The following is a 25,276-nucleotide window of genomic DNA, read 5'->3' as shown; positions in this document are numbered from 1 at the left end:
TAAAGCATAAGATAATCAAAGAAAAAATATGTCTATAATAAATTTCACAAAAAGTGCTATATCACCTTTTTTAATTTCTGCAAAAGGTTCTCAATCAAAAGCACATTTTGTAACAAATGTATTATTACTCTAAAAAAGAGATATTTCGGCTCTGTAGAAAACCTAATCACTTTTTTCAAGAAGCAGATTGTGAAGAATTATTCTGACTTTGATTCCCTTAATCTGATTATAGTATTTTCTTGAGCACAAAGCATCCCCATATTTACGTTTAATCATTGAAAAAACACATTCAACAAAATTTATTCGTCCGTATTTTTCCTGATCAAGGTTATCAAGCATTTCAAACCGGACTTCTCCTATGTGGATCTTTTCGACCCATTTTCTTACAGGAATTCGAGAATTTGCACCGATATATCCCCAGATAGATTCATGAATCCATTCTGCATCATAGCCTTTGTTCATCATAAAACACTGGCTTTTTGTTACTCTTGGAGTCTGGCTGATCAATGATTTTGCATGTTTTCTGTCATTTACTGAAAATTTTGAGGATTTTCTGAATACGGGTCAGACTGCATAGACACCTGGGAGGCGGAGGTCGGACTTGACCTTGAGTTCTACTTCCTTTCAAAGGAGCTTTGTGTCGATGTCGACACCGTACGCAAATGGCCTTATGAAAAGGTTATAAAATGGCTCATCGCTCTCGGGATGATAGCGGACAACCAGAAGAAAGCCATCGAAAAATCTTCTGATAAAAAGGAGAACTCAGGCGAAATATATGTTTGCGAAGGGGATAAGTTTGTCCACTACCCCTGATTTTTCATGATGTGCTGTACCCAAATAACTTATCGTATTGTTTGTGGTTCATCCAGTCAATAAGAATAGTAATCCGGCCTTCATCGTCAGAAGAAATCCAGTATATGAGTCTCCATGACCTGTCAAGATCGTATTTCCAGAGGTTGTCAGGTTTAAAAATTCTGGTGTAATCTTTTGGGATTTGGCGTTTAGGTATTTGAATCCCCAAAAAAGGGTCTTTTGCAAGTTTATCGATTGCTTTGTTTATCTCTTTTAAAATCAGGACATCTTTAGAATTTGAGGATTCTTTAAGTTTTTTGTATTTTTCGGATACATCTGTATCATTGAAAAAAATACGAGTTGTCATCTTATTCTGAGATCCTCACGGTTGTTGTAATACTTAACAATCTCCGGGTTATATATCCAGCATACATGACCTTCACTGTCAAATGCGATTTTGTCTGATTCCTGAAGATAATCTATTATCTGCATGAAGGTCTGGTACATCATCTGTTTCGGAAGTTCTTTGCAGAGAGCGGTTTTTTTGAACTCACCGCTGTTTTCTCTGATAAAATCTTCCACCATTCTGATACTGTCCAGTGTAGGCGAATGACAGCCTGTCCTCTTCTCAACTTCAGCCGGCATTGATGTACATTTCATTGTATAATGTTATATAATTTTTGTACCGCCGTGAGTACCGGAAACTATGAGGAAAAACCGTTTCTTTCATCGTCCTGTTTTTCCATTTTTAAGCACCGCTCCAAAAATTTTCCGGCTGAACTGCCCCTATTTATTCTTATTTAAATGAGGGTAATATCGATAACGAGTTAATTTATGCGTGATGACTACCAAAAAACTGCCAAAAATTTATGTCCTTGCTTCTGTTCCGAACATGGGCAAGACGACGACAGCCCTCCTTCTTGAGAAGCACTTTAAGAAAGAAGGAAAAAAAGTCGCCTGCCTTCAGTTAAACAAAGGACAGTACGACGTAAGTTCATACCTTGAGAAAGGCTGCTATCACTACACCATGCCGTACGAGGCGGCCAAAAGCAAAGAAGAATTTGAGAAATGGACACCAAAGGGTTTTGACGTCTACATTTTTGAGATAACGTTTGCCTATTCCCCTATGGGTCTGGTCTTTGCGGACCTCTTTGAAAATATAAACGAGGTCATAGACTATGAAAACAAAGACGGCTGGGAGAAACATGTCAGAGGTTTATACAGGAAATGGCATGTCAGCGACGAAATTTATACAGATGACCTGATTAGTGACTCCTGGAAATTGTTTCACGACAGAAACGTACAGACTGTATACACCAAATCCCCTGTTGAACTCAAAGGCCCGTATGTCAGTGACGGTTTTGAGCTGAACAACCCCGAAAGCTTTGTCTTCGATTATATCTCACCGAAATACGAATTTCCCAGAGGAAATAAAAAAATTATTGCAGTCGGCGCTTTTCCTTCAGAATACCGGGACATATTCCCGGGTCTTACATGGTACAGGTTTGATTATGTGTCTTTTCTTGAACGGTTCAGAAACGAGGACTATGACCTTGCAATAATAGGAGAATGCAGGAATAATAATCTCAGATTCTATGACAGACCTTCTGTAAAAAATGCCCTGAAGTTTTCATACCCTTCTGATAACGGGTGTTGTTACAACAGTATACTTTTTTGTGCTAAAAACGTTTCTATCTGTACCTAATGCCTCCGATTTCCCGGGTCCAGGTGTGATCGCCTTCATGCCCTCCCCTTTATAAAGACCACCGCAGGTGACCCCCTCAAACCGGCAAAAACAGGCATTCTGCAGGCTTAGATTTTTCATTTTTGGTGTGATCGGTTTTTGTGCTTACCCTTTATAAGGACCACCGGAAACGGTGTATGGAAGTTATTTTTGGATTTCCCAGCCGGTTTTAGTATAATTTTGTCAGATGACTGAAAAAATCCAGACAGCTTCCAGTTGTGGGTTTATATATACTCACCAGTTTCCTGCACCTGTTTGCACCAGCCAGTCCGTCACCTGAGTCCATAAATTTTGTACCTTGTACTGACTATTAAGAAAGAATGCAAAAGAAAAAATTAAAAATATAAGCCGATTTTTAACAGTGAAAATAAAAAAACTCAAAAAAAATATGCCGGCGAAAAAACACCGCAATTTTGCAGGGGCTGCGGAACAGACATATGTTACGGCTGAAAGGAAAGAGCCTTAAAACAAATGCCTTATCGCCTTTCCGCCGCCACCATCAAACTTCTGACATTTAACTGAATTTATTTTGATATTTAACGTTATTTTGTAGTACCGGTGACCTTTAGGGGGGTGGAGAGAGATGGTAGTAGGGGTTAACTAATATCAACAAGTTCCCGGTCACTGATATCTGTGGGAGTAAATTTTTAGGGGTGTATACAATTCTACTTTTTTTTACTTTTTTGATTTTCTCTATTTGTCTTTTCCAGCTTCTTTTAGCTGTCTGGTGCCAGCCTCACAAGGTACTCGCACGGGGCCTTTTTTTCAGTCTCCATCATAAGTCCTATTCTCCGGGCGTCAAGCTCAATCCACGGCGGGACATGGTCGCAGGCAATCTCAAGACTCTCAAACTTTTTGCGGTTTATGAAGTCCTGCAGGATCATCTTGCTGCTGAGATCAGGTACCTTTCCCTGGATTTCCTTAATCGAGATGTAATAGTTTTTCGGGGACACCTCCAGGGGGACCGGAATTTCCAGAGGCTCCGGTTTTTCCGCCCGATCTTCCGCAATCTCCTGCTCGACAATACTGTCCAGAAACTCGGCAGGCCTTCCCGAAACTTCCCAGATATTAAACCCGGATTTCTCAAGCTCAAAGAACATGGCCCCGCTTGCGGACTTCGCCGCAAATATCCGGCAGTCTGCAAGAAAGTCCTTAAGCTCCAGCATCTTTTGGCGAAGCTCAGGAAGGCCCTGGCTCTTATCTATCGAAAATTCGGTCTCACGGGCAACTTCCCACGAATAACCGTTCTTTGAATAGACAACAATTGTTCCGGGATCAGAAAGCCTTCCCGTTTCACCGTCTGTATCAAGAATTACTGCAATGTCTCTTTTCTTACCACTCGCATCAGTACTCATAACTCAGATTTCCAGGCGTGAAACTGGATTCCCGCCTTCAATATGCTCATCCATTATCTCTTCGACATCATCGGGGGTAACTGACCCGTACCATACGTTGTCAGGGTACACGACAACAATCGGGCCCTGCTCACAGACCCCGAAGCATCCGGTATTCGTAACAAACACCTCTCCTTCAAGTTCACGGTCTTCAATCTCTTCGACAAACTTCATAAGGATTTCCACACCGTCATTCGAGAGGCAGAACCCTTTCTGCTGGCCGTTTGGTCTTGAACTCGTGCATACAAATATATGATATTTTGGTTTCTGCAATTTTTCACCTCTTTTTAAAATAAATTGGAATAAACAAAGTCTATTCCATCACACAGCTTTTGTCTGGTACCGACTCAAGCTTTGACAAAAGCTCGGTCTTTCTTGCTTCACGGTATGTGCTGAGTTTTCTCTCAAGGATGGTATTCGTAAACCTGTCGAGAAATGCGAGTGTCCCCGCATAGCCTACAGACAGAATCCTCTGCCCTCCGACCCTGTCATGAATCGGAAAACCCGCACGGACTATGGGAATACCGTAATTCTCGGTAAGGAACTTGCCGCCGGAATGACCGATTGCAAGGTTTGAACCTGCCTTTAATACGGCATCCTCAATCGTTGCAAAGTCTGCATCCTCGATTATTACAGCCTCTTCGTCCGAGTTCACAAGGACCTCTTCAAGCATACCGCTGACAAGCGAACTCTGTGAACCCGTAGCGATTACGGCAGGGTATGAACCGTTCTCCATGCACATGCAGGTATAGCCGTATATAAGCTCAGGCTCACCGTAAATCAGTGGCCTTGCCGACGCATTGTATTTGTGTGAGTCGGCCATAGCGTCGATTAGCCACCCGCGTTCGTTCTTAATTGACTTTGGCATGGACTTTCCTGCAATCTCCCCAAGAGCCTTCATAAGAAGGTCGGTGTTTTCCACTCCTATAGGAAGCGGCAGGTTTACCAGGGGCACACCGAACTTTTCCTTCAGGTACAGACCTGGAGACATCTTGTCCTCACAGGTCCTCCCGAACTGAATAGTCACAGGAGCACCAGGCATACGCGAGATATCGCCCGTATTTGTCCCGCCGGCACCGATCTTTTTATACTTGCCTGTGAACGGACGGTCTATGGTCATGGAATAGTCGGGTATAAGCGTGTATTCAAAGCCCCACACATCAAGAATCCTCTTTAATTCGCGGATATCTGCTGCACTTATATGGGTTATTATCACGTTTATCCTGTTGTGCTGTTCGCAGGGCTTTGCATAATACTCTATGACTGCACGCGTCGCTGACCAGAACCCTTCCGAATGACTATTGGTGTAGCTTGGAGTCGAGACCGGAATTATATCGACGTCATCAAGGTTGTTGTCCAGCTTGTACGCGGCAATCATTCTGTTTAAGTCTTCGCCCATAGTCTCTGCAAGACAGGTAGTAACAACACCTATGACTTTGGGATTGTACACCTTTCTTACATTGTCAAGGCCCTTGCGGAGATTTTTTTCCCCGCCGTAAATAGTCTGCTTTTCGTTAAGAGAGGAGGAAGCGACGTCGATAGGCTCATGATAATGCTCTACGTTTGCAAGACGCATGTATGTGCTGCACCCCTGTGAACCGTGCACAAGGACCATAGTGTTTTCTATGCCCTTAAAAGCGACAACACCTCCGAGAGGCATGCACATATGGCACTGGTTCTCGTTGACCTGCTTAACTGTCGTCTTGCTGACTGTTTCTGTCATCATCTTCCTCCTTTAAACCTTCTTTCATGTATTTCCAGACCGGCGAGCACGTCGTCACGTAGACCTCACGTATAAATTTGACGGCTCCCTCGAATCCGATAAGACCGTCTTTTCTGTCATGGTTGTGGTCAATAAAGCCGACTCCCAGCTTATATGCAAGGAAACGCTCCTTGACCCCGCCTGCCATGACATCGACCTTCTTTTCAATAAGAAACTTCTCTATCTCAGCAGGATTTGCATCATCGACAATTATCGATCCCTCGTTGAGAAGATTTCCTATCTCTTCGTAGTCCTCTTTCTTCCCGGTCTGGGTTCCGGTGAAAACAATCTCCATTCCCAGTTCTTTTAGCTGGCGGATGATTGCAAGGGCCTTGAAAGCGCCGCCAACGTATATTGCGGCCCTCTTCCCGGTAAGCTTCTTTTTGTACTTCTCGATTACAGGTGTTACAGCCTTCATCTCCCTCTCGATAAGCGCCTCTGTCCTGGCGTATATCCCGGGGTCGTCATAGAAGGCCGCAATCTTTCTCAGGCTCTCGATGGTGTTCTGCGAGCCGAAGAAGTTCACGTCCATATACGGGATGTCAAACTTCTCCTCAAGCATACCGGCAAGCCAGTGCATCGAGCCCGTGCACTGGACAAGGTTGAGACATGCACCGGGTGCTTTCTTAAGTTTGGCGACTGTTGAATCCCCGGTGAAAGCAACATTTATCCCTATTCCAATCTCTTTGAGATAGCGTTCAACAACCCATTTCTCTCCGCCGAGGTTGTATTCGCCCAGGTAATTCAGTTTTCTGGTCTTTTCAACAACTTCGCCGTCTTTAGGAGTTATAAGCTTCAGAAGTGCCTCTGCCGCCGCACGGTATCCTATAATCTTGTTGCCCGAAAGAAAGCCGCTGGACTCGACAGGGATTATATCGATTCCATACCTCTCTGAAGCTCCCCTGCAGACTGCAACTATATCGTCTCCTATCATACCCGCAACACATGTTGCATATACAAATATTGCAGGAGGGCTGTACTTTTCAACAATCTCGTCGATACATGCAATCAGCTTTGTTTCTCCCCCGAATATGACGTCCTTCTCCTTCATATCGGTTGAGAAATTTCTTCTGTACATATTCGGGCCGCTTGAAAGGCTTCCGCGTATATCATACGTATAGGACGCACATCCGATAGGCCCGTGGACCAGGTGCACTGCATCTGTGACAGGGTTAAGCACAACCCTTGCACCGGAGAAAACACATGCCCTCTGGCTTACCGAACCCGCCAGGCTGTCAACATCACAGCTTATGCTTTTCTTGTTGTTTCCTGCAGTCATTATCGAACTCTGCCTGTCGGTAATCAGTGCAGCGTCCGTTTCGGATATCAGAGGACAAGTATTCTCCATATCAATCACCTTCCTTTAAATCTTACAATACAAGTTCGTAGTCTTCGTCCAGACAGTCGCGGTCGCGGCGGTCAAGCAGTGCATCGCTTATCATCTCTATCAGACGCAGGCATCCCCTGTAGCCGGTGACAGGCATAAGGGGGTGAACAGCACGGTCCATTATCGGGAACCCGAACCTTACAAACGGAAGGTCCTCGGCCCTTGCAATGTACTTGCCGTGGGAGTTTCCAATCAGAAGGTCAACCGACTCCTCCTTTATCCACTGCTGGAGATCAAAGAGGTCTCCTTCAGCCCTGACTTTGCTTCCCTCTATTCCTGCATCTTCAAGCATTCCGTTGATAATCTTTTCAAATTTGGAGCCCGGCGTCCCTGTAAGGACATACTTCGGGACCATTCCCATTGTAATCAGAAACTCGGTCATTGCTATGACATGGTCCGGGTCTCCGAATAACGCAACCGTCTTTCCCTGGTAATGGAAATGGGTGTCTATAAGAGTGTCAAGGACCTGTCCCCTTTCAATGTCAAGGGATTCCGGAACCTCAACTCCGAACTCGTTTTTTATCGCCATTATCATGTCATCGGTTGCCTTAACTCCAATCGGAAGCTTAAGCGGAATTCCCTTTACCTTACACTTTTCCTGGAGCAATGCGGCAGGTTCATCAGAAGCCCAGGAACCGAGTGCAAGGGTCGCCTGCGAGTTTCCCGAGTCTATGATATCCTCTATTTTTGCTCCGCCCTTCGGAAACATCTCGTATTTCGGAAGAATCGGGGAGTCCATGACACCTGTCGTATCAGGGTACATTATATAGGAAACACCCAGTTCCGATACGATACGCTTAATCTCCCTCATATCTCCGGGATTTATAAATCCCGGGAATATGTTGACTCTTCTTTTCTTTTCGCTTCCGTCTGACCCGGCAAGGTATGATACCATGCCCTTGCACATGTTTGAAAACCCTGTTATATGCGAACCCTTGTAACTCGGGGTATTGCAGTGGATTACATATTTTCCTTCAGGGATCTCGGACTGCTTTATTATAGTCGGGATATCATCTCCGATTGTCTCGCTGAGACAGGTAGTGTGGACTGCAATTATATCCGGGTTGTAAATCTGGAAGATGTTCTTTATTGCCGTCTTCAGGTTGGAACCTCCTCCGAACACTGATGCACCTTCCGTAAAGGAACTCGAGGATGCCATTGCCGGGTCACGGAAATGACGTGTTAAAGCCATCCTGTGATATGCACAGCACCCCTGCGAGCCGTGGCTGTGAGGGAGGCACCCGTGTATCCCGAGAGCCGCATACATTGCACCAAGCGGCTGGCATGCTTTAATCGGATTGATTTTTCCTGCGGTATGTGCAACCGGTTTATCAGGGACACAGTCAAGCATTGTTATCACCTTCTTTCTTCTCAGTCTCTTTTTCCCACGGCGGGGTGATCATCTTCCATGCAGGTGTCGTAAGTGCATGCGCAACGTCTTTTGCAAATATCAGGGCACCGTTAAACCCTGCGTAAGGTCCGCTGTAGTCATACGAATGCAGCTGTTTTGACGGGACACCCATCTTGTGGGATATGTACTTGTCCCTTACTCCCGAGAATATCAGGTCAGGGTGAAACATCTCCAGTAGCTCCTCGGTTTCATAATGGTTGCAGTCGTCAACCATCACAGTCCCGTCCTTCATAACCGGGTACATACCTTCATAGTACCCGAAATGACCTTCCTTTACCATCTGGTCATACTTTTCCTTTGAAAGGTTCAGGTGCAGGTACGGTTCTTCGTACATCTCCGGGTCGGGCTCAATATGAAGCTCCGGGATGTTCTTTGAATCCGCATCACTTTTGATTGTCGGGATTACCTGGCGGCCTTCATAGTCGTCACGGTGGGCGAACTCGTATCCTGCAACGACAACTTCCATCCCGAGGTCCCTTAGGAGGTACTGGTAATGGTGGCTCCTTGAACCTCCGACGAATGCAAAGGCGGTCTTGCCCTTACAAATCTTTCGGTACTGGTCCAGGGCGGGTGTAATTCTTGCAATTTCACGTTCGATTACGACTTCAGTCCTTGCCATAAGCTCTTCGTCACCGAAACTTTCGGCAAGTTTTCTGAGAGAGTCGATTGTAGCCTCAACACCGATGAAATTACATTTCATCCACGGTATTCCGTATTTTGTCTCCATCATCTCTGCTATGTAGTTGATGGAGCGGTGGCACTGGACAAGGTTCAGGTGGGCTTTGTGAAGGTTTTTTATATTCACGTAGGCGGAGTCTCCGGTGAGAATGGAATTTACGGTGTAACCTATATCTCCGAGGATACGCTCTATCTCCCATCCGTCTCCGCCGATGTTGTACTCGCCGAGGATATTCAGGATATATTTGCCTTTCAGCTCATCCGTGCCTGTCCCTATAATCTTGTCCATTATCTGGTTGTTGGCTATGTGGTGGCCTGATGACTGGCTTACCCCTTTGTAGCCTTCGCAGTTGTAGGGAATTACAGTAATACCATACTTCTCTTCGGCTGCCTTTGCAACAGCGTTGAGGTCATCGCCTATAAGCCCGATTGGACAGGTGGAGCAGATATTTATGGCCCTTGGATGAAACGCCTCGACAACTTCGTCTATCATCCTGGCAAGCTTTTTCTCTCCGCCGAAAACAATGTCGCTCTCCTGCATATCGGTCGAAAAGCACATCGCCGTGTATATCTGCTCGGGGGGTGTTTTGTCATCCGCTCTTGCCTTGTTTCTCCGTGTTCCCCAACTGTAATAACCGCAGCCGATAGGACCGTGAGTTATTGAGACCATATCCTTTATGGGACCTACAACCACACCCTTACAGCCTGCATAACAGCATCCTCTCTGGGATATGATACCCGGAACAGTACGCGTATTTGCTTCGATCTGGGGACACGAGGCAGCACAGTCATCCGTTTTAAGTACAAGGTGTTTTTTTCTGTTTTTTAACACCTTAGGCGGATATGTGGCCATCACGTCTTCGATCTCTGATTCTGTAACTGTCATCTTTCTTGTTCTCCAGGTAACGCTAAGTTACCAGATTGCGGCATCTCCTGATTCTCCTGTACGGACACGGACTGCGTCGGTCACATGTGTTACGAATATCTTTCCGTCTCCGGCGCCGCGTTTTGTCTGGTTCGCCTCTATAATCGCTTTAACTATACGTGGTACATCCTCGTCGTAGGCAAGTATCGTGAAGAGTCTTCTCGGAAAAAGCCTGGTATCGTCAAGAAACGTAACAACCTCTTCTTCAGACTCCTTTTTGTCTGTGACGTCATCTGTGGCCATTTTCATAAGTTTGTCCTTGCATGGCATGATGACTTCCTCGTCTTTCACCAGTTTACCGCGGCCCATGACTTTCATTGCGGTGAAACCGGCAACACCTGCACTTACGAGGGCTTTTTTTGTGGCACCCGTTCTTTTAATCCGGACTATAGCCATAATTTCTTTCATCGCAAAAGCCGCCTCCTATCACAGACCTTTGATCCCTTTGGAAATTGTATAGGCTTCCTCAACAGGACTTATGAAAATTTTACCGTCACCGAAGTTTCCTTTCTCTCCGGTTTTCCCGCATTTAAGGATTATATCTACGATTTTGTCCTTATCTGCATCCTCTATGGCCACCAGAATAAGGGTCTTTGGAATTTCGTCGTAATAGACATCACCCATTTTGATTCCTTTCTGTTTACCGCGGCCTACTACATCGACGATAGTTGCTGCATGAAAACCTTCGGCTGAAAGTTTTCCCAGCACTTCGTCCTTTTTTTCGGGTCTGATAATTGCTCTTACAAACAGCATTTGTCATCACATCCTAAATTGAAAATTTACAGTCCAAGGAACCCGTGTTCCATCATCAGTTCCTCAAGCCTGTCCTGGGTCATTGGCTTTGGTTTGACGAACAGTTTATTGTCATTTATTGCCTTTGCAAGCTGCCTGTACTCGTTGGCCTGGTTTGACTCGGGATCAAAGTCCACAACGGTCTTCTTGTTAATCTCTGCCCTCTGGACCAGATTGTCACGTGGCACGAAGTATATCAGCTGGGAACCGATTTCCTCTGCAAATGATTTCAAAAGCTCGTACTCGTGGTCAACCATACGACTGTTGCAGATTATACCTCCAAGTCTTACACCGCCTGTCTCGGCATATTTCTGAATACCCTTGGAGATGTTGTTTGCAGCATACAGGGCCATCAGTTCACCTGATGCGACAATGTATATCTCCTGTGCTTTTCCCTCGCGGATTGGCATTGCAAATCCTCCGCATACCACATCACCAAGGACATCGTAGAACACATAGTCCAGGTCATCCGTGTAGGCGTCAAGTGATTCCAGCAGGTTAATTGAAGTGATAATACCCCTTCCTGCACACCCGACACCTGGCTCAGGACCGCCTGATTCAACACAGCGTGTACCACCAAACCCGGGTTTTAAGACCTCATCAAGTTCAATGTCGTCTCCCTCATCCCGGAGTGTGTCCAGTACTGTCTTCTGGCACAGGCCGTGAAGCAGAAGTCTTGTCGAATCGGCTTTTGGATCACAGCCGACCACCATAATCTTCTTTCCGGCTTCTGCAAGTGCTGCTACTGTGTTCTGCGTGGTAGTTGACTTTCCAATACCACCCTTTCCGTAAATTGCTATTTGTCGCATTATGTCTACACCAACTTTTTTCCTTTCTACAAATAGAAATCCACAAATTACTATTTAATTATTATGGAATATACTTTCCTATACCTCATATAAATATATTTGTAAGGCGTAAATATCATTCATTTAACTTTACAATAAATTCGATGACAAATGATTATAAATAATAAACTAAAGGATATCAGATTAAATTCAAAAAATTCCGCGGAATGCCCGTATATTTATCATAGGCACACATGATGTTATGTTAACAGAAAATGTCCCCAAAAAATCAGAAATTTTAAAGCTTTTTTTTGGATTTCCGCCCCGATAAAATGAAATACATGGGAAATATATTTCCATAGCTCTTGTATTGAGACAATAAATATGCCATAAATGTAGAAATAACAGCTGAAATGATTGACAAATGATCAATTCAAATTCCCGCCACAGAACACAACATCTGTTACCGCGGCAGGCAATAATCATACTTTTCTTTTTATCCTGTATTCATAGACATTCCCGTTTAAACTTACGTCAAGAAATCCCGATTCGGCCAGTTCGTCCAGGTGCCTGCGCACAACTGACCTTGACGGGTTAAGGCCGTTTTTGTTGAGTTCAACAATAGCACTCGTAACTGTAACAGGTCTTCCAAAACTTTTGATATGTCTTATCAGGACATCTTTAATCTCAGGTACAAAAGCCCTCTTATCCATTTCATGGATTTCAGACGCTTTTTTAAAAGAGGCCATAGCAATACCCACAGATATCATATTATGAGAATAATAACTTATTCTACAGATTATAATCAGAAAGAAACTTTATTGATATAAAAAAAGAAACCGGACTTAAATAAATACGCCCCGGCCGGGACTCGAACCCGGGTCAAAAGCTCCGCAGGCTTCTAGGATATCCACTACCCTACCGGGACCTGCTGCAGCAGAGAAACTTAGTAATCTGTGCCTAAATAAATAAGATTTACTTACATATATACCTGCTCAATTTGTTTTGACAGGTAATCAGACAAAACCGGGCCAAACGGGATGATATTCACAGATAAAGCTGAAACTGTTATCCCGGAAAAAATTTTGAATGTCCTGTTTTTCAATGTTCACTGCTGATTATCAGTATTCAGGTTTTCCAGGGGCACCCTTACAGTTGTATTTACAGTAGCAAGATTTCCTGTAATCTCTATGTGATAATCGCCGCCTTCAAGGATTTTAAAGTCCCCCTTTTCGGACTTGTCATTGAACCTTTCGATATCATAATCCCTGACAACCTCTCCGTTATCCCTGTTATATACTGTCACCCTGTAATTTGCGAGAGGATTTGGAACCTCGCTGCTGTATGAATAATCATCCTTGCCTCCAAACTGGCTTGTTCCCGTCTTCGTGCGTGAGACAACAGGGACTTCAGCCGAGTAATAAAATACCATAGGGGGGTACTTCAGATAATAATCAAACGATATTACGCTATAATTTAACTTTACAGTCTCCTGATAAATAACAGAAAGATTATCCTCCGGTTTAACACTATCAGGAGGCGGAACACTAAATGTCGGCCCCTGCTTATCAGTGGGAGTGGGAAATGTTGTTGAAAACGAAACCACAGGCTCTGTAGTGGCAGTCCCTGCTGAAACAGATGCTGACCCCGTACTGGTATCGGCTGAATTGCCGGAAGAAGAGGAAGACTCCTGGGGCATTTTGGCGCATCCCGCAGATATTATAACCAAAATCAATAAACCAAAGATCAGACCAGTTTTATATTTCATTCTTACATTACATTTGCACAACAAATATTTAATTTTTGATATTTTAGAGAATTTAATGAAACTTTTCAATAATTAAGCAGGCAAATTTTAATATTTTTCCCGAAAATGCGAACCGGTTAAAAAAACAGGCAGGTTAAACAACTACATAAAAGAGCAATAGTTTTGAGCATAAAGAATAATTATTTATCATGGACTCAAGCCATATTCAGGATATCAAGATCAGGGCGGGAATTATTACAGTATCATCCACAAGAAATGAATCCAGTGACGAAAGCGGAAAAGAGATCAAAACCATATTCCGTAAAAACGGCATTAATGTGGATTTTTATACAATTATCCCGGATTCAGAACCGCAAATTCAAAAAGTATGTACAGAAGCCCTCAAAGTTTCAAACTGTATTGTCATATCAGGAGGAACGGGCCTTACACATGACGATGTGACAATAGAAGCTGTCGAACCATTATTTGACAAAAAAATCGACGGTTTCGGCGAGATATTCAGGCTGAAAAGCTACGAAGAAATAGGAACACGCTCACTCCTTTCAAGGGCATCGGCGGGGATTATCAGTAAAAAAGCTGTTTTCTGCATTCCCGGCTCAACAGGCGCCGTAAAACTTGCAATGAACGACATTATAATCCCTGAGATAAAACATGTCCTTACCCATGCGGGAAAATAATTCCCCTTCCCGGCAATTACAGGTGAATCAGCATTTTGCAAAGAATATCCCGGACAAAGACCTGAAAAATCCGGCCTGCCGGAAGACCATAATATTTTTTTAATAAAGCACTTCAAAAAGAAAGCCTGCATATAATTCACTTTTCCAAAAAAAGCACACTTAAAACATACCTGTGCGCTTTTTTAAATCCAGTTTTTTATAACTGCAACGTAAAGAGCACTTCAAAAAATTCAGGCAGTTAAATACCATAAAACCCTGTAAATCCCAAGGATTTTCGGTCCTGAAAACACCCTGTTTAAAAGAAGTCATCTAAAGCTCTGGATTAAAACTTTAAATCACAATAAACAAAACGAAAAATGCGAGGGAAGGGATTCGAACCCTCGAATACCTACGTAACAAGGCCCTCAACCTTGCGCCTTTGACCTGGCTCGGCAACCCTCGCCTGTGTTACCCTAATAAGAACGATGTTTAGACTAAAATAGCTTCCGATTTTGAACGGAAAATAAGAGTATTAACAGGAGAATAAGGCATAAAAATAATATCAGAACTATTTTTCAATGAAACATTTTTCTTAAACCCTGCCGGTATCAGGCATTACAAATTTAGAAAAACCGGGCCCCAAAAACATCCTTTCCCAAGATCAGTGTTTATATTATTATAAATGCAAATTATCTTTCATGTGGGCTTCGATACTGAGTGAATTTTCAGACTCTCCGTCACAGACATTAATTGTAAAGTATCTTCTGGAAAACGGTTTTGGAGTAAACGAGACAGGACGCATAATATGCAACGGAATAGAGATTCCGGCAACACACATAGGCAGGATTACAAAAACTGACAGAAGAGTCGTTGATGCAACTGCAAAAAGAATACTGTCGACACCTTCCATTCGTGAAATATTTTTAAACCTTCGCGCAACACCTGACCTTTCAAATGTTGCAGAACACCTGGATCTCTCGGTAATTACAATATATCCCAAAGATGCAGGCCAGAAAGGAATTGTAGGCGCCGCCGTAGAAGTCCTGACAAAATACGACCTTTCTATAAGACAGATATTCGTTACGGACTCGCAGCTTTCAGAAGACCCAAGACTTGTTATTATCGTTGAAAAAAACCCTCCTTCATCTGTATACGAAGAGCTTAAAAAACTGCCGCAGGTCCGGCAGATAATAATTTAAAAAAAAGTTATATCAGGAAATCTTATTTTTTCACGCGGTATTTCTCAATTTCATCGCAAAGGGCCAAAAGTCTTTCTATAGACTTCTGGCTGTGTCCTGAGGACTGCGAAAGTTTCAGTCTTTCTTCAACCGAAATTTCAGTTTTCCCTTTGATAAGGTTGTCGCAATGTGCAACAATCTTTTCTTCAAGCGATAACGGAATACAGTCTTTCTGTACAAGTCCCATCTCTCTGCACTCTTCAGCAGAAAGACCTGCACCCACATGTCTTTCAATGATGAGACACAGTTTTTCGGGAAGTCCCATCTTACGGCACATCATGGCTCCAATTTGGCCGTGATCTATTGCATGGCTTTTAGAGCGGCCTATGTCGTGAAGAAGGGCCCCTGCATTCACAAGACCCACATCGGCTCCTGCGTTAACAGCATAGACAACCGAAAGGTCTCTTACTGCAATACAGTGTTCTATGACCTTCTCCTCGCACCCGGCCTCTCTTAAAAGCGCGAAGCAGTCGGAGTCCGTATTCAAACGCGCCCCATATTTTCCTTTATTTTATCCACGCGGCTTTTAAGGGCTTCGGCAAGAAGCTCATTGTCAAAGTGTTCCATCTTCTCGTTGCAGTTCTGGCACACAAAATCCCTGTTCAAAGCTTCGTCGAAAGTATAGCGCAGACCACACTTCTGGCAGATATAGAAATCATTCATAGTCTCGTATTTCTCACGCGCTTCAAGGATCTCAAGAACAGAATCTATATCCTCGTAAAGGCAGCTGTTCATGTTCTCAAGCTTTAAAACCCACAGATAAGTAAGCCATCCCGTCTCTGCGTTTTTTATGCGCCTGTATTCTGCGAGTCTTTTCCCGTAAAGGGTATAAAGTGTGTGCCTGACGGTATTCAGATTAATCTGGGTGACCTCAGCAAGATCTTCATCACTATATTCACCCTCCGGCGGGAACTTTTCTATCAGTTCCATGCCCTCTTCACCGATCATTCGGAGAATATAAGCCCTGACAGCCTCATTTTTTAATACTTCATCTGGAGCTACCATCTGCTTATATATCTGCCAATGTCTTTTATAGTTTTATCCAGTGAACCAAGGGCATCACTTCTTGACGGCCCTTCACCGTATACACTGAGGACCGCACTTCCTTCATCTATAAGCGTCCCCTTACACGGAACGTCGGCAATACGCGGACATAACCCGGAAAGGTCGTCTTTCACCACAATGTCGCAGTCCGCAAAAATCACTTTTCTCGCCGTGTATTGCAGTGGACTTTTTACGCAGCTTTTTGGAAGCACTCCCCTGCACGCATTTATATGCATGGAAAACAGGTTTATGCCGTATGATTTCTCCACTATGTCCATTGTAGCCTGAAAACGCGGGTTTATCTCAACTGCGCAAAATCCGTTTTCGGAGGCAATGAAATCAACTCCTACCGAGCCTTTGCACCCGCTCAGGGAAACCGCTTTTTCAGCCGTATTGATTATCTCATCCTCAAACGGGTGGGTAAAAGGCGTAACTGCACCTGCAAAACCATAATGCTTCTCACCGCTGCCGCCTCTTATGAACTGTTCGTTAAAAGACACTGCAACAGCCTTTTTCCCGTCCGAGATACAGGAAACACTGCATGGGATGCCTTCTGCTATCTCCTGCCTGATATAAGGTTCATCAGGCCACAAAGAAACCCATTCCTCTTCTTCCTGCAAATTTGAGACCTTCTGGTTTCTCCATCCCCCCGCCCCGGTGCACGGCTTTAAAATTGCGGGATATTGCCCATTTTCTGCAATTACAGGTGCAGGTATACTGTTTGATTCAAAAAAATCCTGGATACTTTTCTTATTAAGAAAGCAGGATGCGGTCTTCGGGTCCGTCCCGCAGACCTTCTTTGTAAACTCAAGGTTCTCCGCACCGGATGTTGTAACAATGAAGTCAAAGTCCTCCTTTTTGTCAAGCTCCTCGACGATTCCCGGGATCTCAGCAAGTTCTTCAAAAGTTCTGCAGTATTCTGTTGCACGTCTTAAGTCCTGGTCACAGAAACTGTCTATGGCATAAACCCTATAACCGGCGTTATAAGCAGAACAGACGACATGACGGGTGGCAAAACCTGCAACAAGGACCCCGCTCAACTCTCAAACCTCTTGCCATGTTCGCACGGGATTATTTTAATTTCAGGTTCTGAAAAATCAAGGTTCAGCGTTTTTCCTTCAAACAGGTGGTCCATAAAAAGCGCAAGGCTTGAAATCTCGGAGTGTGGCTGCGTCGTAACCGATACGTTGTAGTCTGCAAGCTCATACATGTCTCCCGGAACCTTCTCCGCGCCGACAACAACGAGAATTTTCTCTTTTTCGCGGATACTCTCCTCTACATCCGTAAGCCTTAACCCGTACATCGTCAGGTGAACGACAGTTCCGCCTTCATCTTTCCATTCACGGATGCACTTTTTCCAGGATATATTGTCCTCAACAAAAAAATTTCCTCCCCAGCGTTGTGCAACATCATCTATTGACCTCTTTATGCCTTTGTCATCGGAGGCAAGATACATTCCCTTTGCACCAAGAGCCCTCGCAGTAAGTCCGACATGTGTCGTAACCCGCTGATCACGTTCGGGACGGTGGCCTATTCTTAAAACACAGACTTCTTTCATCAGATTTTCTCGGTATAATTTGGATTTGATTTTATAACACCGTTTTCAATGATCACCGGACTTTCGGAATCATCATTTTTCAAAAGGCAACAAAGATTGTTCTTCATAATAGTCTCCGGGAGTGAAAGAACCCTGACTTTTTCATCGTCTTTCTCTATAAGACAGTTTTTCACCAGCCTTTCGACTGACCCGAAAAGGTCAGCTTCCCCGGCCCCGCTGACCTTTTTCAGTTCATTTATCGGGATATTTTCCCTGTATGCTATAATATGGTAGATTTTCCAGTCCAAATCCTCTTCCCGCATGTCTTCTAGATTTTTCCCGAATATACAATATATTTTTTTACAAAACAGACAATAGTTCTGGCAGGAGTGGATTTTAAAGGTGACAGACTACCTTGAACTGGCAAAACTTGCCGATCAGATACTAAGTGTTGCTGAAGAAGACCCTGAGAAACTTTTGGGCATTCTCGATGATTTAAACCCGGATATACGTAAAGAGCTCATAAATTCAGATTTTTTAAATGCATACCAGGTTTTTTACTACTTCTTCAGGACAGAACCAAAAGAAATTATAGAAGACAGACTGCTCCTTGAGCCTGCAACATCGGCTTTTTCCGAAAAGGGGATATTAATATACGAATACGACATTCTGGAAATATTCTTTAAAATCTCCGGATGCACCCCTGAAATCTACATATCAGACGGTGATACAATATACAAACGCCTTACCGGCAAAGACGCATACAAAGAAATGCTTGACTACCTTGACAAGGGAGATTTCCTGTAAAATCATCCTGACGTGATAAGGTTTTCATCAACATCGGCACAGGCAATTTTTGGAATAATACCCCATTTTACAACGACATCGCCGATTACTCCAAAAAAACCGTCAACACCGGTATTTTTAATTTTTTCAGTAAGTTCGTTGTTGTCATCAGCTTTCAGCACATTGCATGCCGACGTTGCCCATGCGTCTGCAAGAGAAACATCAGATGAAAATACAGTAACCGAATCGGCTTTTCCGAATGATATTGATGGCCCTACCGTTGCAGACGATGTGCATACACCGTAGACTTCTTCAGAAGGTAGCAGAATAAAAGCCATTTTTCTGCTTAATGACGAGTTGCCTGAGTAAAGTCCTACCCTTAGAACCCTGTCCGAGATATAGGCGATGTCACCGCCGTTATCTATGACCGCAAACTTTGCTCCTGCATCTTTCATCGCCTCAACACCGCTCCATGCAATAGTTCCCGCAACTGCGGCCATAGGCCCTGTACCGGCAGACTCTGATGCCTTAAGCATTCTTTTGACCGGAACAGAACAGGACTTCATGTGCAGGGGCTCAAAAGATGAGGAAAATAGCGGCTCATCAAGAATTGTCCGTTCGATCTCCTGCCTTGCCGAGATCATCGCCTCTTTCGCCGCATCAACATGCAGTTTCGAACCGGCAAGAATTGTGGTTATCGTGGATTTGTACCTGAAGTATTCTCTTATCATAACGTATTTACTGGAGAAGCCTGAGTGCACCGTGGGGACACGACGTTATGCATTTGCCGCATAAAACGCAGTTGTCGGTTTTCATCTGTATAGACCAGTCTTCGTCAAAATAAAAGACCTCCTGCGGACATATGCTTATGCATTCACCGCAGTCGACGCATTCTCCCTCCTCGCGCCTTACCGACTCGTCAAGTCTCTCAACGTCCGCACCGGCCTCTCTTAATTTTTTGCAGACCTTATGTGCATCCTTATCAGGGACATCAATTAAAACTTCTCCTGACATTGATTCTATATTGGCCCTTTCCACGTTGATTAAAACCTGAGTATCCATAACCGTCTTTGCAATAAGCGGTTCAAAACCTTTTTTTCTTGAAAAACTTACAAGAAGCTTCATTTCATCCACCTCCTTCCGAAAAGCTTTCCAAGATCTATTGCATTTAAAAGACCTTTCAGGTGCATGTCGTCATCAACGACAGGGAGGGCGCTGATGTTGTTCTTCTCAAGCTTCATCGCTGCAATGTCAACTGCTTCACCCGGGGTCGTCGTAACAATGTTCTTTGACATTATCTCTGAGACCTTGTTCTTTTTCGTCTCCCTTACGACTGCCTTTGAGATATCGTATGTGGTTACAATGCCGACAACCTTTCCCGAGCTGTTTATAACCGGCAGGTGATTCGTTTCGTCACGGAGAAGCTGTTTTGCAGCTGTTTTGATGTCCTCCTCTTCTCTTATACATGTGACATTTGTATTCATAATCTCCCTGACGGATGGTGTCCTCTTCGACTCATGCATGGGCCTTACACGGATTGAGGCATCTGATTTTCTCGTGGGAAGACATAGGGTCATCTCACCATTTTCGATCCAGCCCTTAAGTTCTTCTGCCACCTGCCTTGCCTTTTTAAAGCTTGAAAGTGATGAAGTCCTTATCTCCTCGCCGTTCAGCTCAACCGTTCCGCTCTTAAGTTGGTTATAATTTACCTCCAAAACCCCGGGACGGTTTCTGCTCGGAACACCGTAATCGACTATTGAGGTTTTTATATCTTCGTCACGAATTGCGGTATTTCTTACAACATCCAGGTTTGTCACGGGAATCGGGACGCCTACACCGAGGTATATTGAGACGCCATATCCCGTGAAAGAAGCTGCACGCAGGAAATCCGGTGACATCTCCTTAAGGTTGCCTGTAGTCATAAGAGTTGCAAAAAGATTTGCAGGTGAAGTCTGCGTCCCCTGACCTATAACCATTCCTTTTGCACCGCACAAAAATATCGGGACCCCGCTTCCAATCATCTCAAGTTTCGGGTCGTTTATAAGTGGCGACAGGCACCCTGCACCTGAATAGCTTACGTTTCCAAACTCCGGGAGAAGAGTTCCCATATACGTATGCAAAAGACTGTCTGTGGAATTTATAGCCGCATCATATCTCTGGTATGCATTTCTCGGGTTGCACATAGTCGCCTGGTTTAAGTCTTCCAGGAGAAGTTCGGTTGTAATGGTTTTTCTGGGGTAACAGTCAGTTCCTTTAGATGAAGCCCTGAGTTCAACCGATTTTCCTGAAATCAAATCCTCAAGTACATGGGCACCACCGTATTCTATTCCTCTTGTTTCGGATTCCTGTGTCGCCCCGAGGTAGGCATCTACAGCTGCAAGACCTGAATAAGCCTCCACATCATTGAGCCATGCTTTCTCCATCCTTATAGGGGGATCTGAGTGTCCAAAATTGAAGAAGACTCCCGATGAACACATAGCGCCGAAAGTGCCTGTCGTAACGACGTCCACTTCCTTTAATGCACCGTCTTCACCAAGTTCGGCTACTATGTCAGGCATCTCCTCTGCCGTGACAACTCTTGCAGAGCCGTCTATTATCTTAGTATTTATCTCTTCAATGGACTTTTCCATGTTTATGAGTCTGTACCTGTGAATATTTATTTGTATTGATTATTACTTGAGGTAATATTAAACTATATCCCGCCTCATTGTCCATAATATTCACATGGATATTGAAGATTTTATAAGTGAACTCAACGAAATCGCGCCTCCTGAAATTGCCGAAGATTTCGATGAAAAAAGAATCGGTCTTGCGGTCGAGGGAAACAGAGAAATCAAAAAAATTGCATGCGCTCTTGATGCGACCGAGCATACCGTATCAGAAGCAATATCACTGAAAGCTGATATTCTTGTCGTCCACCACCCGCCGATATGGGACCCCCTCGCAAAGATTTCCGGAAGAGACAGAAAAATCCTTAAAAAGGCACTTGAAGGTAACCTGAACATCTTTGCAATGCATACCAATTTTGACCATGCAGAATCAGGAATTAACGATGCCCTTGCGGAACTGCTGGGTCTTACAAACACAAAGAAGATGTCCCTCGGAGTGGTCGGAGAATGCAGGCATGATATAAGTGAAATATCAGAGCTTTTAGGTGGAAACCTCAGAATCTACGGGGACCTGAAAAAAACCGACATAATCGCGGTTGTAGGAGGAAGCGGCTTTGACCTGGAACTTATAAACGAAGCAAAAGAGACGGGTGCTGATGCATTTATATCGGCCGAGCTGAAATACAATGTCTTTCTCGAATCATCACTACCCCTGATTGAGTCCACGCATTATGCGCTTGAATCAGTCGGCATGAAAAGACTTTCAGAGAATAAAAAATGGACATACATAGAAGACAAACCTCTTCTCACAACTATTCCGTGAAAAATCATGCCTGGTACAGAAGAAGACTCAACTAAATACAAAAAGACCTGTGAAAAGGATTTTTGGGACAGAGTCATATCTATATACGGCAGAAAAGGCGAAAATGCGTTAACGGCAGTCAGGGAAAACAGGGTCCTGAAATATCTCGATTTTTTTGTTGTTATAGGGAATTCAGGAGAATATGTCGTCGAGGATGACTTCTGCACATGCCATGACTTTGCCTTCAGGCAAAAAGAGTGCTGGCATATCCTTGCTGTCAGAATCGCGAAGTATACAAAAGAGTATACGGAAATAAACAAATGGTACCAGGATAAATGGGTAAAATAGCATTATCCGACAAATTGCAAACACTAATACTATTTCAGGATTATAAACTGAAGAGATATAACGTGGTTTTCTATGCTCGAAGATGAGTATCAATTAGATTATTTTAAATCTCAGGGACTTGTCAGGAAAATCTGTAAAAAATGCGGTTCTGCTTTTTGGACACGCGATCCTGACCGCGAAGTTTGCGGAGACGCCCCCTGTGTGCCTTACAGTTTTATAGGCAATCCGGTTTTCAAACCGCATTCACTTGATGAGATGCGTGAGGCATATCTTTCATTTTTTGAAAAGAACGGCCACACTAGAATAAAAAGATATCCTGTAGCTGCAAGATGGAGAGATGACATATATTTAACAATTGCATCGATAGCAGACTTTCAGCCGTATGTAACAAGCGGCGTCGTCCCTCCGCCTGCAAACCCTCTTACGATATCACAGCCGTGCATCAGGCTCAACGACCTTGATTCGGTCGGAAGGTCCGGAAGACATCTTACAACCTTCGAGATGATGGCACATCACGCCTTCAATTCTGAAAATGAGCAGATTTACTGGAAAGACAGGACTGTAGAGCTCTGTGATAATTTCCTTGAATCCATCGGCGGAAACCTGATGGACGTAACATACAAGGAACACCCGTGGATAGGTGGAGGAAATGCAGGGCCAAGCGTTGAGATTATGATAAGCGGTCTTGAGGTTGCAACACTTGTCTTCATGAGCCTTGGCAAAACCAAAAACGATAAACAGCCTGTTGACCTTGAAGGCGTCCCATATTACCCTATCGACTTAAAGATTGTCGATACCGGGTACGGCCTTGAGCGTCTTGTCTGGGCGTCCAAAGGGTCGCCTACAATATATGACGCAATTTTCCCGGAAATGGTCAACGACCTTATGGTTTCGGCAGGAATCGAGCACCTTCTCGACGAACCCGAATTTACCAAGATCCTTGGTATGAATGCAAAATATGCAGGCATGATGGATATCACCGGCTCAAACCTCATTACAATGAGGAAAAAGGTTGCACAGAACATCGGTGTCTCCTATGAAAAGCTCCAGTCGATAATGGAGCCTGTAGAGCGGGTATATGCAATCGCTGATCACACAAGATGTCTTGCGTATATGCTCGGAGACTGCATTGTCCCGTCAAATGTACAGGAAGGATACCTTGCACGTCTTGTTATCAGAAGAACGCTTCGCATGATGAACGAAATAGGAATGGACAATGAACTGTCTGACCTCATTGAAGCGCAGATGAAAACAATCGGAGCCGGCACATTCGAGCAGGAACCCTCGGTAATACGTGAAATCATCTCAAACGAAATAGGCAAATACAACCAGACAATGGAGAGGGGAACAAGAATTGTCCAGAAGATTTCAAAGGAATACAAAAAACAGAACCAGGCGGTTCCCCTCAAAGAGCTCATGACACTCTACGATTCTCACGGTATCCCCCCTGAGATTGTAAAAGACGTTGCATCAAAGGAAGGAGAAGAGGTAGAGCTTCCTGACAACTTTTATTCACTTGTTGCGGACCTTCATTCAGAGTCTGAAGAGGAGGCAAAAGAAGACCCTTATGCCGACATCAGGCAGAGAGTGAACGCTCTTCCGCCCACACGCCGTTTATACTACGAGCAGACCTCCGATACCGAATTTGAGGCTATGGTAATCGACCAGTTCGACAATTACATCGTCCTTGACCAGACTCTCTTCTACCCTGAAGGAGGAGGACAGCCTTCGGATATAGGATGCCTTGTCTCAAAAGAGGCAATGGTGAAGGTCATAAGCACTATAAAAATCGGAGACGTCATTCTTCATAAAATAAAAGAAAGCGGTGCTATAAAACGCGGCACGCCGATTAAGGGTGTTGTCGACGAGGACTTCCGCAGGACTATGATGCGCCACCACACGGCAACCCATGTCCTTTTGCATGCGGCAAAGGAGGTCCTTGGTGCACATATCCACCAGGCTGGTGCCCAGAAAGGCTATGAATCGTCGCGTATCGACCTCAGGCATTTCAGGCATATAACGCCGGAGGAACTCAAAAAAATAGAATTAGTCGCAAACAAAATAGTCCTTGCAGACCTTCACGTGTATACCGAATGGGAGGACAGAACAAAAGCTGAACAGAAATATGGTTTCTGTCTCTACCAGGGTGGCGTGCCTCCCGGAAAGGAAATAAGAATCGTCAAGGTAGCTGACGATATCCAGGCATGCGCAGGTACGCACTGCCGCAGCACAGGTGAAATTGGCTCGATAAAAATAATCAGGGTTGAGCACGTCCAGGACGGTATAGAAAGAATAGAATTCGCCGCAGGGATGGCTGCATTAAAGTACATGCAGAAGGTTGAGGCGTTAATAGATGACTCTTCGTCTGTCCTGAGTGTTCAGCGTGAAAACCTGTCGTCATCTGTTGAAAGGTTCTTCAATGAATGGAAGGAACAGAAAAAAACCATTGAAAATCTCAGAAATGAGCTGGTGGAGTTAAAGGAAAAATCCATTCATGGCGAGGATTATAATGGTGTCCTTATTGCAGCTTACGAAGTAAATGCCTCCCAGAAAGAGCTTGTATCAATAGCAACAAACTTGTCCAACAAAGGCGGCGTCAGCCTTCTTGTAAGTGACGGCGATCCGGTTCATGTCGTCGTTGCATCAGGCGTCAAATCAGTAAACGCCGGGGAGATTGTAAGAACCGTATGCAACATTCTCGGAGGAAAAGGCGGAGGCAACACGGGACTTGCACAGGGAATCGGAAGCGACAGGACACAAATAAAAAATGCCCTGCATGCAGGAAAAGATCTCATTAAAAAACTGATCTAAATTT

Annotated in this window: 29 protein-coding genes and 2 tRNA genes; 7 read left to right on the top strand and 24 right to left on the bottom strand. The window is 44.2% G+C overall.

Features of this window, described 5'->3' with window-relative positions; genetic code table 11:
- Positions 1-162 precede the first annotated feature (162 nt).
- From J2128_RS02630 to J2128_RS02620, 3 genes are all read right to left on the bottom strand, one after another.
- Positions 163-507, bottom strand: a complete 345-nt coding sequence (locus J2128_RS02630) for a hypothetical protein (RefSeq protein WP_209689415.1) — start codon at positions 505-507, stop codon at positions 163-165.
- Between the two features lie 310 nt (positions 508-817).
- Complete coding sequence (locus tag J2128_RS02625) at positions 818-1,159, bottom strand: hypothetical protein (protein WP_209689412.1); 342 nt, start codon at positions 1,157-1,159, stop codon at positions 818-820.
- A complete protein-coding gene (locus tag J2128_RS02620; RefSeq protein WP_209689409.1) occupies positions 1,156-1,437 on the bottom strand; it encodes a hypothetical protein in 282 nt (93 codons plus the stop codon). Before J2128_RS02620 ends, J2128_RS02625 begins: the two co-directional genes overlap by 4 nt.
- A gap of 196 nt (positions 1,438-1,633) precedes the next feature.
- On the opposite strand from J2128_RS02620, the gene J2128_RS02615 reads away from it, so the two are divergent.
- Positions 1,634-2,497, top strand: coding sequence for a hypothetical protein (locus J2128_RS02615; protein ID WP_209689407.1), 864 nt, complete (start codon positions 1,634-1,636; stop codon positions 2,495-2,497).
- A gap of 755 nt (positions 2,498-3,252) precedes the next feature.
- Here the strand turns inward: J2128_RS02615 and J2128_RS02610 are convergent.
- The 12 genes from J2128_RS02610 to J2128_RS02555 all read right to left on the bottom strand — a co-directional run bounded on the left by J2128_RS02610 (position 3,253) and on the right by J2128_RS02555 (position 13,402).
- Positions 3,253-3,891 carry a Fe-only nitrogenase accessory AnfO family protein gene (locus tag J2128_RS02610; protein ID WP_209689405.1) on the bottom strand — a complete coding sequence of 213 codons (639 nt, stop codon included), beginning with the start codon at positions 3,889-3,891 and terminating at the stop codon, positions 3,253-3,255.
- 3 nt (positions 3,892-3,894) lie between these two features.
- A complete protein-coding gene (locus tag J2128_RS02605; protein WP_209689403.1) occupies positions 3,895-4,203 on the bottom strand; it encodes a 2Fe-2S ferredoxin in 309 nt (102 codons plus the stop codon).
- Between the two features lie 40 nt (positions 4,204-4,243).
- Positions 4,244-5,656: a nitrogenase component 1 gene (locus J2128_RS02600; protein WP_245323277.1), complete on the bottom strand. Its 1,413-nt coding sequence runs from the start codon at positions 5,654-5,656 to the stop codon at positions 4,244-4,246.
- Positions 5,622-7,040 (bottom strand): nitrogenase iron-molybdenum cofactor biosynthesis protein NifE, encoded by a 1,419-nt coding sequence (nifE, locus tag J2128_RS02595; RefSeq protein ID WP_209689401.1) that lies wholly within the window; start codon positions 7,038-7,040, stop codon positions 5,622-5,624. Before nifE ends, J2128_RS02600 begins: the two co-directional genes overlap by 35 nt.
- 22 nt (positions 7,041-7,062) lie before the next feature.
- On the bottom strand, positions 7,063-8,430 hold the full coding sequence (locus J2128_RS02590) for a nitrogenase component 1 (RefSeq protein WP_209689400.1): 1,368 nt from the start codon (positions 8,428-8,430) through the stop codon (positions 7,063-7,065).
- Complete coding sequence (gene nifD, locus J2128_RS02585; RefSeq protein WP_209689398.1) at positions 8,423-10,054, bottom strand: nitrogenase molybdenum-iron protein alpha chain; 1,632 nt, start codon at positions 10,052-10,054, stop codon at positions 8,423-8,425. The genes J2128_RS02590 and nifD overlap by 8 nt, the downstream gene beginning before the upstream one ends.
- Positions 10,055-10,081: 27 nt before the next feature.
- Complete coding sequence (locus tag J2128_RS02580; protein ID WP_209689395.1) at positions 10,082-10,501, bottom strand: P-II family nitrogen regulator; 420 nt, start codon at positions 10,499-10,501, stop codon at positions 10,082-10,084.
- Positions 10,502-10,519: 18 nt separating this feature from the next.
- Positions 10,520-10,846 (bottom strand): P-II family nitrogen regulator, encoded by a 327-nt coding sequence (locus J2128_RS02575; RefSeq protein ID WP_209689393.1) that lies wholly within the window; start codon positions 10,844-10,846, stop codon positions 10,520-10,522.
- Between the two features lie 26 nt (positions 10,847-10,872).
- Positions 10,873-11,694: a nitrogenase iron protein gene (gene nifH, locus J2128_RS02570; protein ID WP_209689391.1), complete on the bottom strand. Its 822-nt coding sequence runs from the start codon at positions 11,692-11,694 to the stop codon at positions 10,873-10,875.
- A 461-nt stretch (positions 11,695-12,155) separates the two neighbouring features.
- A complete protein-coding gene (locus J2128_RS02565; RefSeq protein ID WP_209689390.1) occupies positions 12,156-12,443 on the bottom strand; it encodes a hypothetical protein in 288 nt (95 codons plus the stop codon).
- Positions 12,444-12,529: 86 nt separating this feature from the next.
- Positions 12,530-12,601: transfer RNA gene (locus J2128_RS02560), tRNA-Arg, on the bottom strand.
- A gap of 180 nt (positions 12,602-12,781) precedes the next feature.
- On the bottom strand, positions 12,782-13,402 hold the full coding sequence (locus tag J2128_RS02555; RefSeq protein WP_209689388.1) for a hypothetical protein: 621 nt from the start codon (positions 13,400-13,402) through the stop codon (positions 12,782-12,784).
- A 227-nt stretch (positions 13,403-13,629) separates the two neighbouring features.
- On the opposite strand from J2128_RS02555, the gene J2128_RS02550 reads away from it, so the two are divergent.
- On the top strand, positions 13,630-14,118 hold the full coding sequence (locus J2128_RS02550) for a molybdenum cofactor biosynthesis protein B (RefSeq protein ID WP_209689386.1): 489 nt from the start codon (positions 13,630-13,632) through the stop codon (positions 14,116-14,118).
- Positions 14,119-14,475: 357 nt separating this feature from the next.
- Here the strand turns inward: J2128_RS02550 and J2128_RS02545 are convergent.
- Positions 14,476-14,560 (bottom strand) — tRNA-Leu (locus J2128_RS02545).
- 235 nt (positions 14,561-14,795) lie between these two features.
- Between J2128_RS02545 and J2128_RS02540 the strand changes: the two genes are divergently transcribed.
- A complete protein-coding gene (locus J2128_RS02540) occupies positions 14,796-15,296 on the top strand; it encodes a regulator of amino acid metabolism, contains ACT domain protein (protein ID WP_209689384.1) in 501 nt (166 codons plus the stop codon).
- Between the two features lie 22 nt (positions 15,297-15,318).
- Here J2128_RS02540 and J2128_RS02535 read toward each other — a convergent pair whose 3' ends face one another.
- Genes J2128_RS02535 through J2128_RS02515 form a run of 5 tightly spaced genes read right to left on the bottom strand, consistent with a single transcriptional unit; the run spans position 15,319 to position 18,239 of the window.
- Positions 15,319-15,822 (bottom strand): HDIG domain-containing metalloprotein, encoded by a 504-nt coding sequence (locus J2128_RS02535; RefSeq protein ID WP_209689382.1) that lies wholly within the window; start codon positions 15,820-15,822, stop codon positions 15,319-15,321.
- Positions 15,819-16,340 (bottom strand): transcription factor, encoded by a 522-nt coding sequence (locus J2128_RS02530; protein ID WP_209689379.1) that lies wholly within the window; start codon positions 16,338-16,340, stop codon positions 15,819-15,821. Before J2128_RS02530 ends, J2128_RS02535 begins: the two co-directional genes overlap by 4 nt.
- Positions 16,334-17,419: an ATP-grasp domain-containing protein gene (locus J2128_RS02525; protein ID WP_209689377.1), complete on the bottom strand. Its 1,086-nt coding sequence runs from the start codon at positions 17,417-17,419 to the stop codon at positions 16,334-16,336. The genes J2128_RS02530 and J2128_RS02525 overlap by 7 nt, the downstream gene beginning before the upstream one ends.
- A complete protein-coding gene (locus J2128_RS02520) occupies positions 17,416-17,937 on the bottom strand; it encodes a tRNA (cytidine(56)-2'-O)-methyltransferase (protein ID WP_209689375.1) in 522 nt (173 codons plus the stop codon). Before J2128_RS02520 ends, J2128_RS02525 begins: the two co-directional genes overlap by 4 nt.
- The gene (locus J2128_RS02515) at positions 17,937-18,239 is read right to left on the bottom strand and encodes a hypothetical protein (RefSeq protein ID WP_209689373.1); all 303 of its coding nucleotides are present in this window, start codon (positions 18,237-18,239) and stop codon (positions 17,937-17,939) included. The genes J2128_RS02520 and J2128_RS02515 overlap by 1 nt, the downstream gene beginning before the upstream one ends.
- Positions 18,240-18,318: 79 nt before the next feature.
- Between J2128_RS02515 and J2128_RS02510 the strand changes: the two genes are divergently transcribed.
- A complete protein-coding gene (locus J2128_RS02510; RefSeq protein WP_209689371.1) occupies positions 18,319-18,723 on the top strand; it encodes a hypothetical protein in 405 nt (134 codons plus the stop codon).
- A 2-nt stretch (positions 18,724-18,725) separates the two neighbouring features.
- On the opposite strand, the gene J2128_RS02505 is transcribed toward J2128_RS02510, so the two are convergent.
- Genes J2128_RS02505 through J2128_RS02495 form a run of 3 tightly spaced genes read right to left on the bottom strand, consistent with a single transcriptional unit; the run spans position 18,726 to position 21,332 of the window.
- Positions 18,726-19,433, bottom strand: coding sequence for a UPF0280 family protein (locus J2128_RS02505; protein ID WP_209689369.1), 708 nt, complete (start codon positions 19,431-19,433; stop codon positions 18,726-18,728).
- Between the two features lie 7 nt (positions 19,434-19,440).
- Positions 19,441-19,827: a 4Fe-4S binding protein gene (locus J2128_RS02500; protein ID WP_209689366.1), complete on the bottom strand. Its 387-nt coding sequence runs from the start codon at positions 19,825-19,827 to the stop codon at positions 19,441-19,443.
- Complete coding sequence (locus J2128_RS02495) at positions 19,824-21,332, bottom strand: homocysteine biosynthesis protein (RefSeq protein WP_209689364.1); 1,509 nt, start codon at positions 21,330-21,332, stop codon at positions 19,824-19,826. The genes J2128_RS02500 and J2128_RS02495 overlap by 4 nt, the downstream gene beginning before the upstream one ends.
- A 94-nt stretch (positions 21,333-21,426) precedes the next feature.
- Here J2128_RS02495 and J2128_RS02490 point away from each other — a divergent pair, with 94 nt between their 5' ends.
- The 3 genes from J2128_RS02490 to alaS all read left to right on the top strand — a co-directional run bounded on the left by J2128_RS02490 (position 21,427) and on the right by alaS (position 25,272).
- Complete coding sequence (locus J2128_RS02490) at positions 21,427-22,134, top strand: Nif3-like dinuclear metal center hexameric protein (RefSeq protein WP_209689362.1); 708 nt, start codon at positions 21,427-21,429, stop codon at positions 22,132-22,134.
- 6 nt (positions 22,135-22,140) lie between these two features.
- Entirely contained in the window at positions 22,141-22,461 is a 321-nt protein-coding gene (locus tag J2128_RS02485; RefSeq protein WP_209689360.1) for an SWIM zinc finger family protein, read from the top strand.
- A gap of 72 nt (positions 22,462-22,533) precedes the next feature.
- Positions 22,534-25,272, top strand: coding sequence for an alanine--tRNA ligase (alaS, locus tag J2128_RS02480; RefSeq protein ID WP_209689358.1), 2,739 nt, complete (start codon positions 22,534-22,536; stop codon positions 25,270-25,272).
- Positions 25,273-25,276 lie beyond the last annotated feature (4 nt).

The organism is Methanomicrobium sp. W14, assembly GCF_017875315.1.
Classification (GTDB): Archaea; Halobacteriota; Methanomicrobia; order Methanomicrobiales; family Methanomicrobiaceae; genus Methanomicrobium.
This window is presented reverse-complemented; position numbering and strand designations above follow the sequence as displayed.

Bases quoted from the DNA above. Each gene is read 5' to 3' on its own strand.
- J2128_RS02625 (WP_209689412.1), bottom strand. From the start codon at position 1,159: ATGACAACTCGTATTTTTTTCAATGATACAGATGTATCCGAAAAATAC.
- J2128_RS02620 (WP_209689409.1), bottom strand. From the start codon at position 1,437: ATGCCGGCTGAAGTTGAGAAGAGGACAGGCTGTCATTCGCCTACACTG.
- J2128_RS02615 (WP_209689407.1), top strand. From the start codon at position 1,634: ATGACTACCAAAAAACTGCCAAAAATTTATGTCCTTGCTTCTGTTCCG.
- J2128_RS02610 (WP_209689405.1), bottom strand. From the start codon at position 3,891: ATGAGTACTGATGCGAGTGGTAAGAAAAGAGACATTGCAGTAATTCTT.
- J2128_RS02600 (WP_245323277.1), bottom strand. From the start codon at position 5,656: ATGATGACAGAAACAGTCAGCAAGACGACAGTTAAGCAGGTCAACGAG.
- nifE (WP_209689401.1), bottom strand. From the start codon at position 7,040: ATGGAGAATACTTGTCCTCTGATATCCGAAACGGACGCTGCACTGATT.
- J2128_RS02590 (WP_209689400.1), bottom strand. From the start codon at position 8,430: ATGCTTGACTGTGTCCCTGATAAACCGGTTGCACATACCGCAGGAAAA.
- nifD (WP_209689398.1), bottom strand. From the start codon at position 10,054: ATGACAGTTACAGAATCAGAGATCGAAGACGTGATGGCCACATATCCG.
- J2128_RS02580 (WP_209689395.1), bottom strand. From the start codon at position 10,501: ATGAAAGAAATTATGGCTATAGTCCGGATTAAAAGAACGGGTGCCACA.
- J2128_RS02575 (WP_209689393.1), bottom strand. From the start codon at position 10,846: ATGCTGTTTGTAAGAGCAATTATCAGACCCGAAAAAAAGGACGAAGTG.
- nifH (WP_209689391.1), bottom strand. From the start codon at position 11,694: ATGCGACAAATAGCAATTTACGGAAAGGGTGGTATTGGAAAGTCAACT.
- J2128_RS02565 (WP_209689390.1), bottom strand. From the start codon at position 12,443: ATGATATCTGTGGGTATTGCTATGGCCTCTTTTAAAAAAGCGTCTGAA.
- J2128_RS02550 (WP_209689386.1), top strand. From the start codon at position 13,630: ATGGACTCAAGCCATATTCAGGATATCAAGATCAGGGCGGGAATTATT.
- J2128_RS02540 (WP_209689384.1), top strand. From the start codon at position 14,796: ATGTGGGCTTCGATACTGAGTGAATTTTCAGACTCTCCGTCACAGACA.
- J2128_RS02530 (WP_209689379.1), bottom strand. From the start codon at position 16,340: ATGGTAGCTCCAGATGAAGTATTAAAAAATGAGGCTGTCAGGGCTTAT.
- J2128_RS02520 (WP_209689375.1), bottom strand. From the start codon at position 17,937: ATGAAAGAAGTCTGTGTTTTAAGAATAGGCCACCGTCCCGAACGTGAT.
- J2128_RS02515 (WP_209689373.1), bottom strand. From the start codon at position 18,239: ATGCGGGAAGAGGATTTGGACTGGAAAATCTACCATATTATAGCATAC.
- J2128_RS02505 (WP_209689369.1), bottom strand. From the start codon at position 19,433: ATGATAAGAGAATACTTCAGGTACAAATCCACGATAACCACAATTCTT.
- J2128_RS02500 (WP_209689366.1), bottom strand. From the start codon at position 19,827: ATGAAGCTTCTTGTAAGTTTTTCAAGAAAAAAAGGTTTTGAACCGCTT.
- J2128_RS02495 (WP_209689364.1), bottom strand. From the start codon at position 21,332: ATGGAAAAGTCCATTGAAGAGATAAATACTAAGATAATAGACGGCTCT.
- J2128_RS02490 (WP_209689362.1), top strand. From the start codon at position 21,427: ATGGATATTGAAGATTTTATAAGTGAACTCAACGAAATCGCGCCTCCT.
- J2128_RS02485 (WP_209689360.1), top strand. From the start codon at position 22,141: ATGCCTGGTACAGAAGAAGACTCAACTAAATACAAAAAGACCTGTGAA.
- alaS (WP_209689358.1), top strand. From the start codon at position 22,534: ATGCTCGAAGATGAGTATCAATTAGATTATTTTAAATCTCAGGGACTT.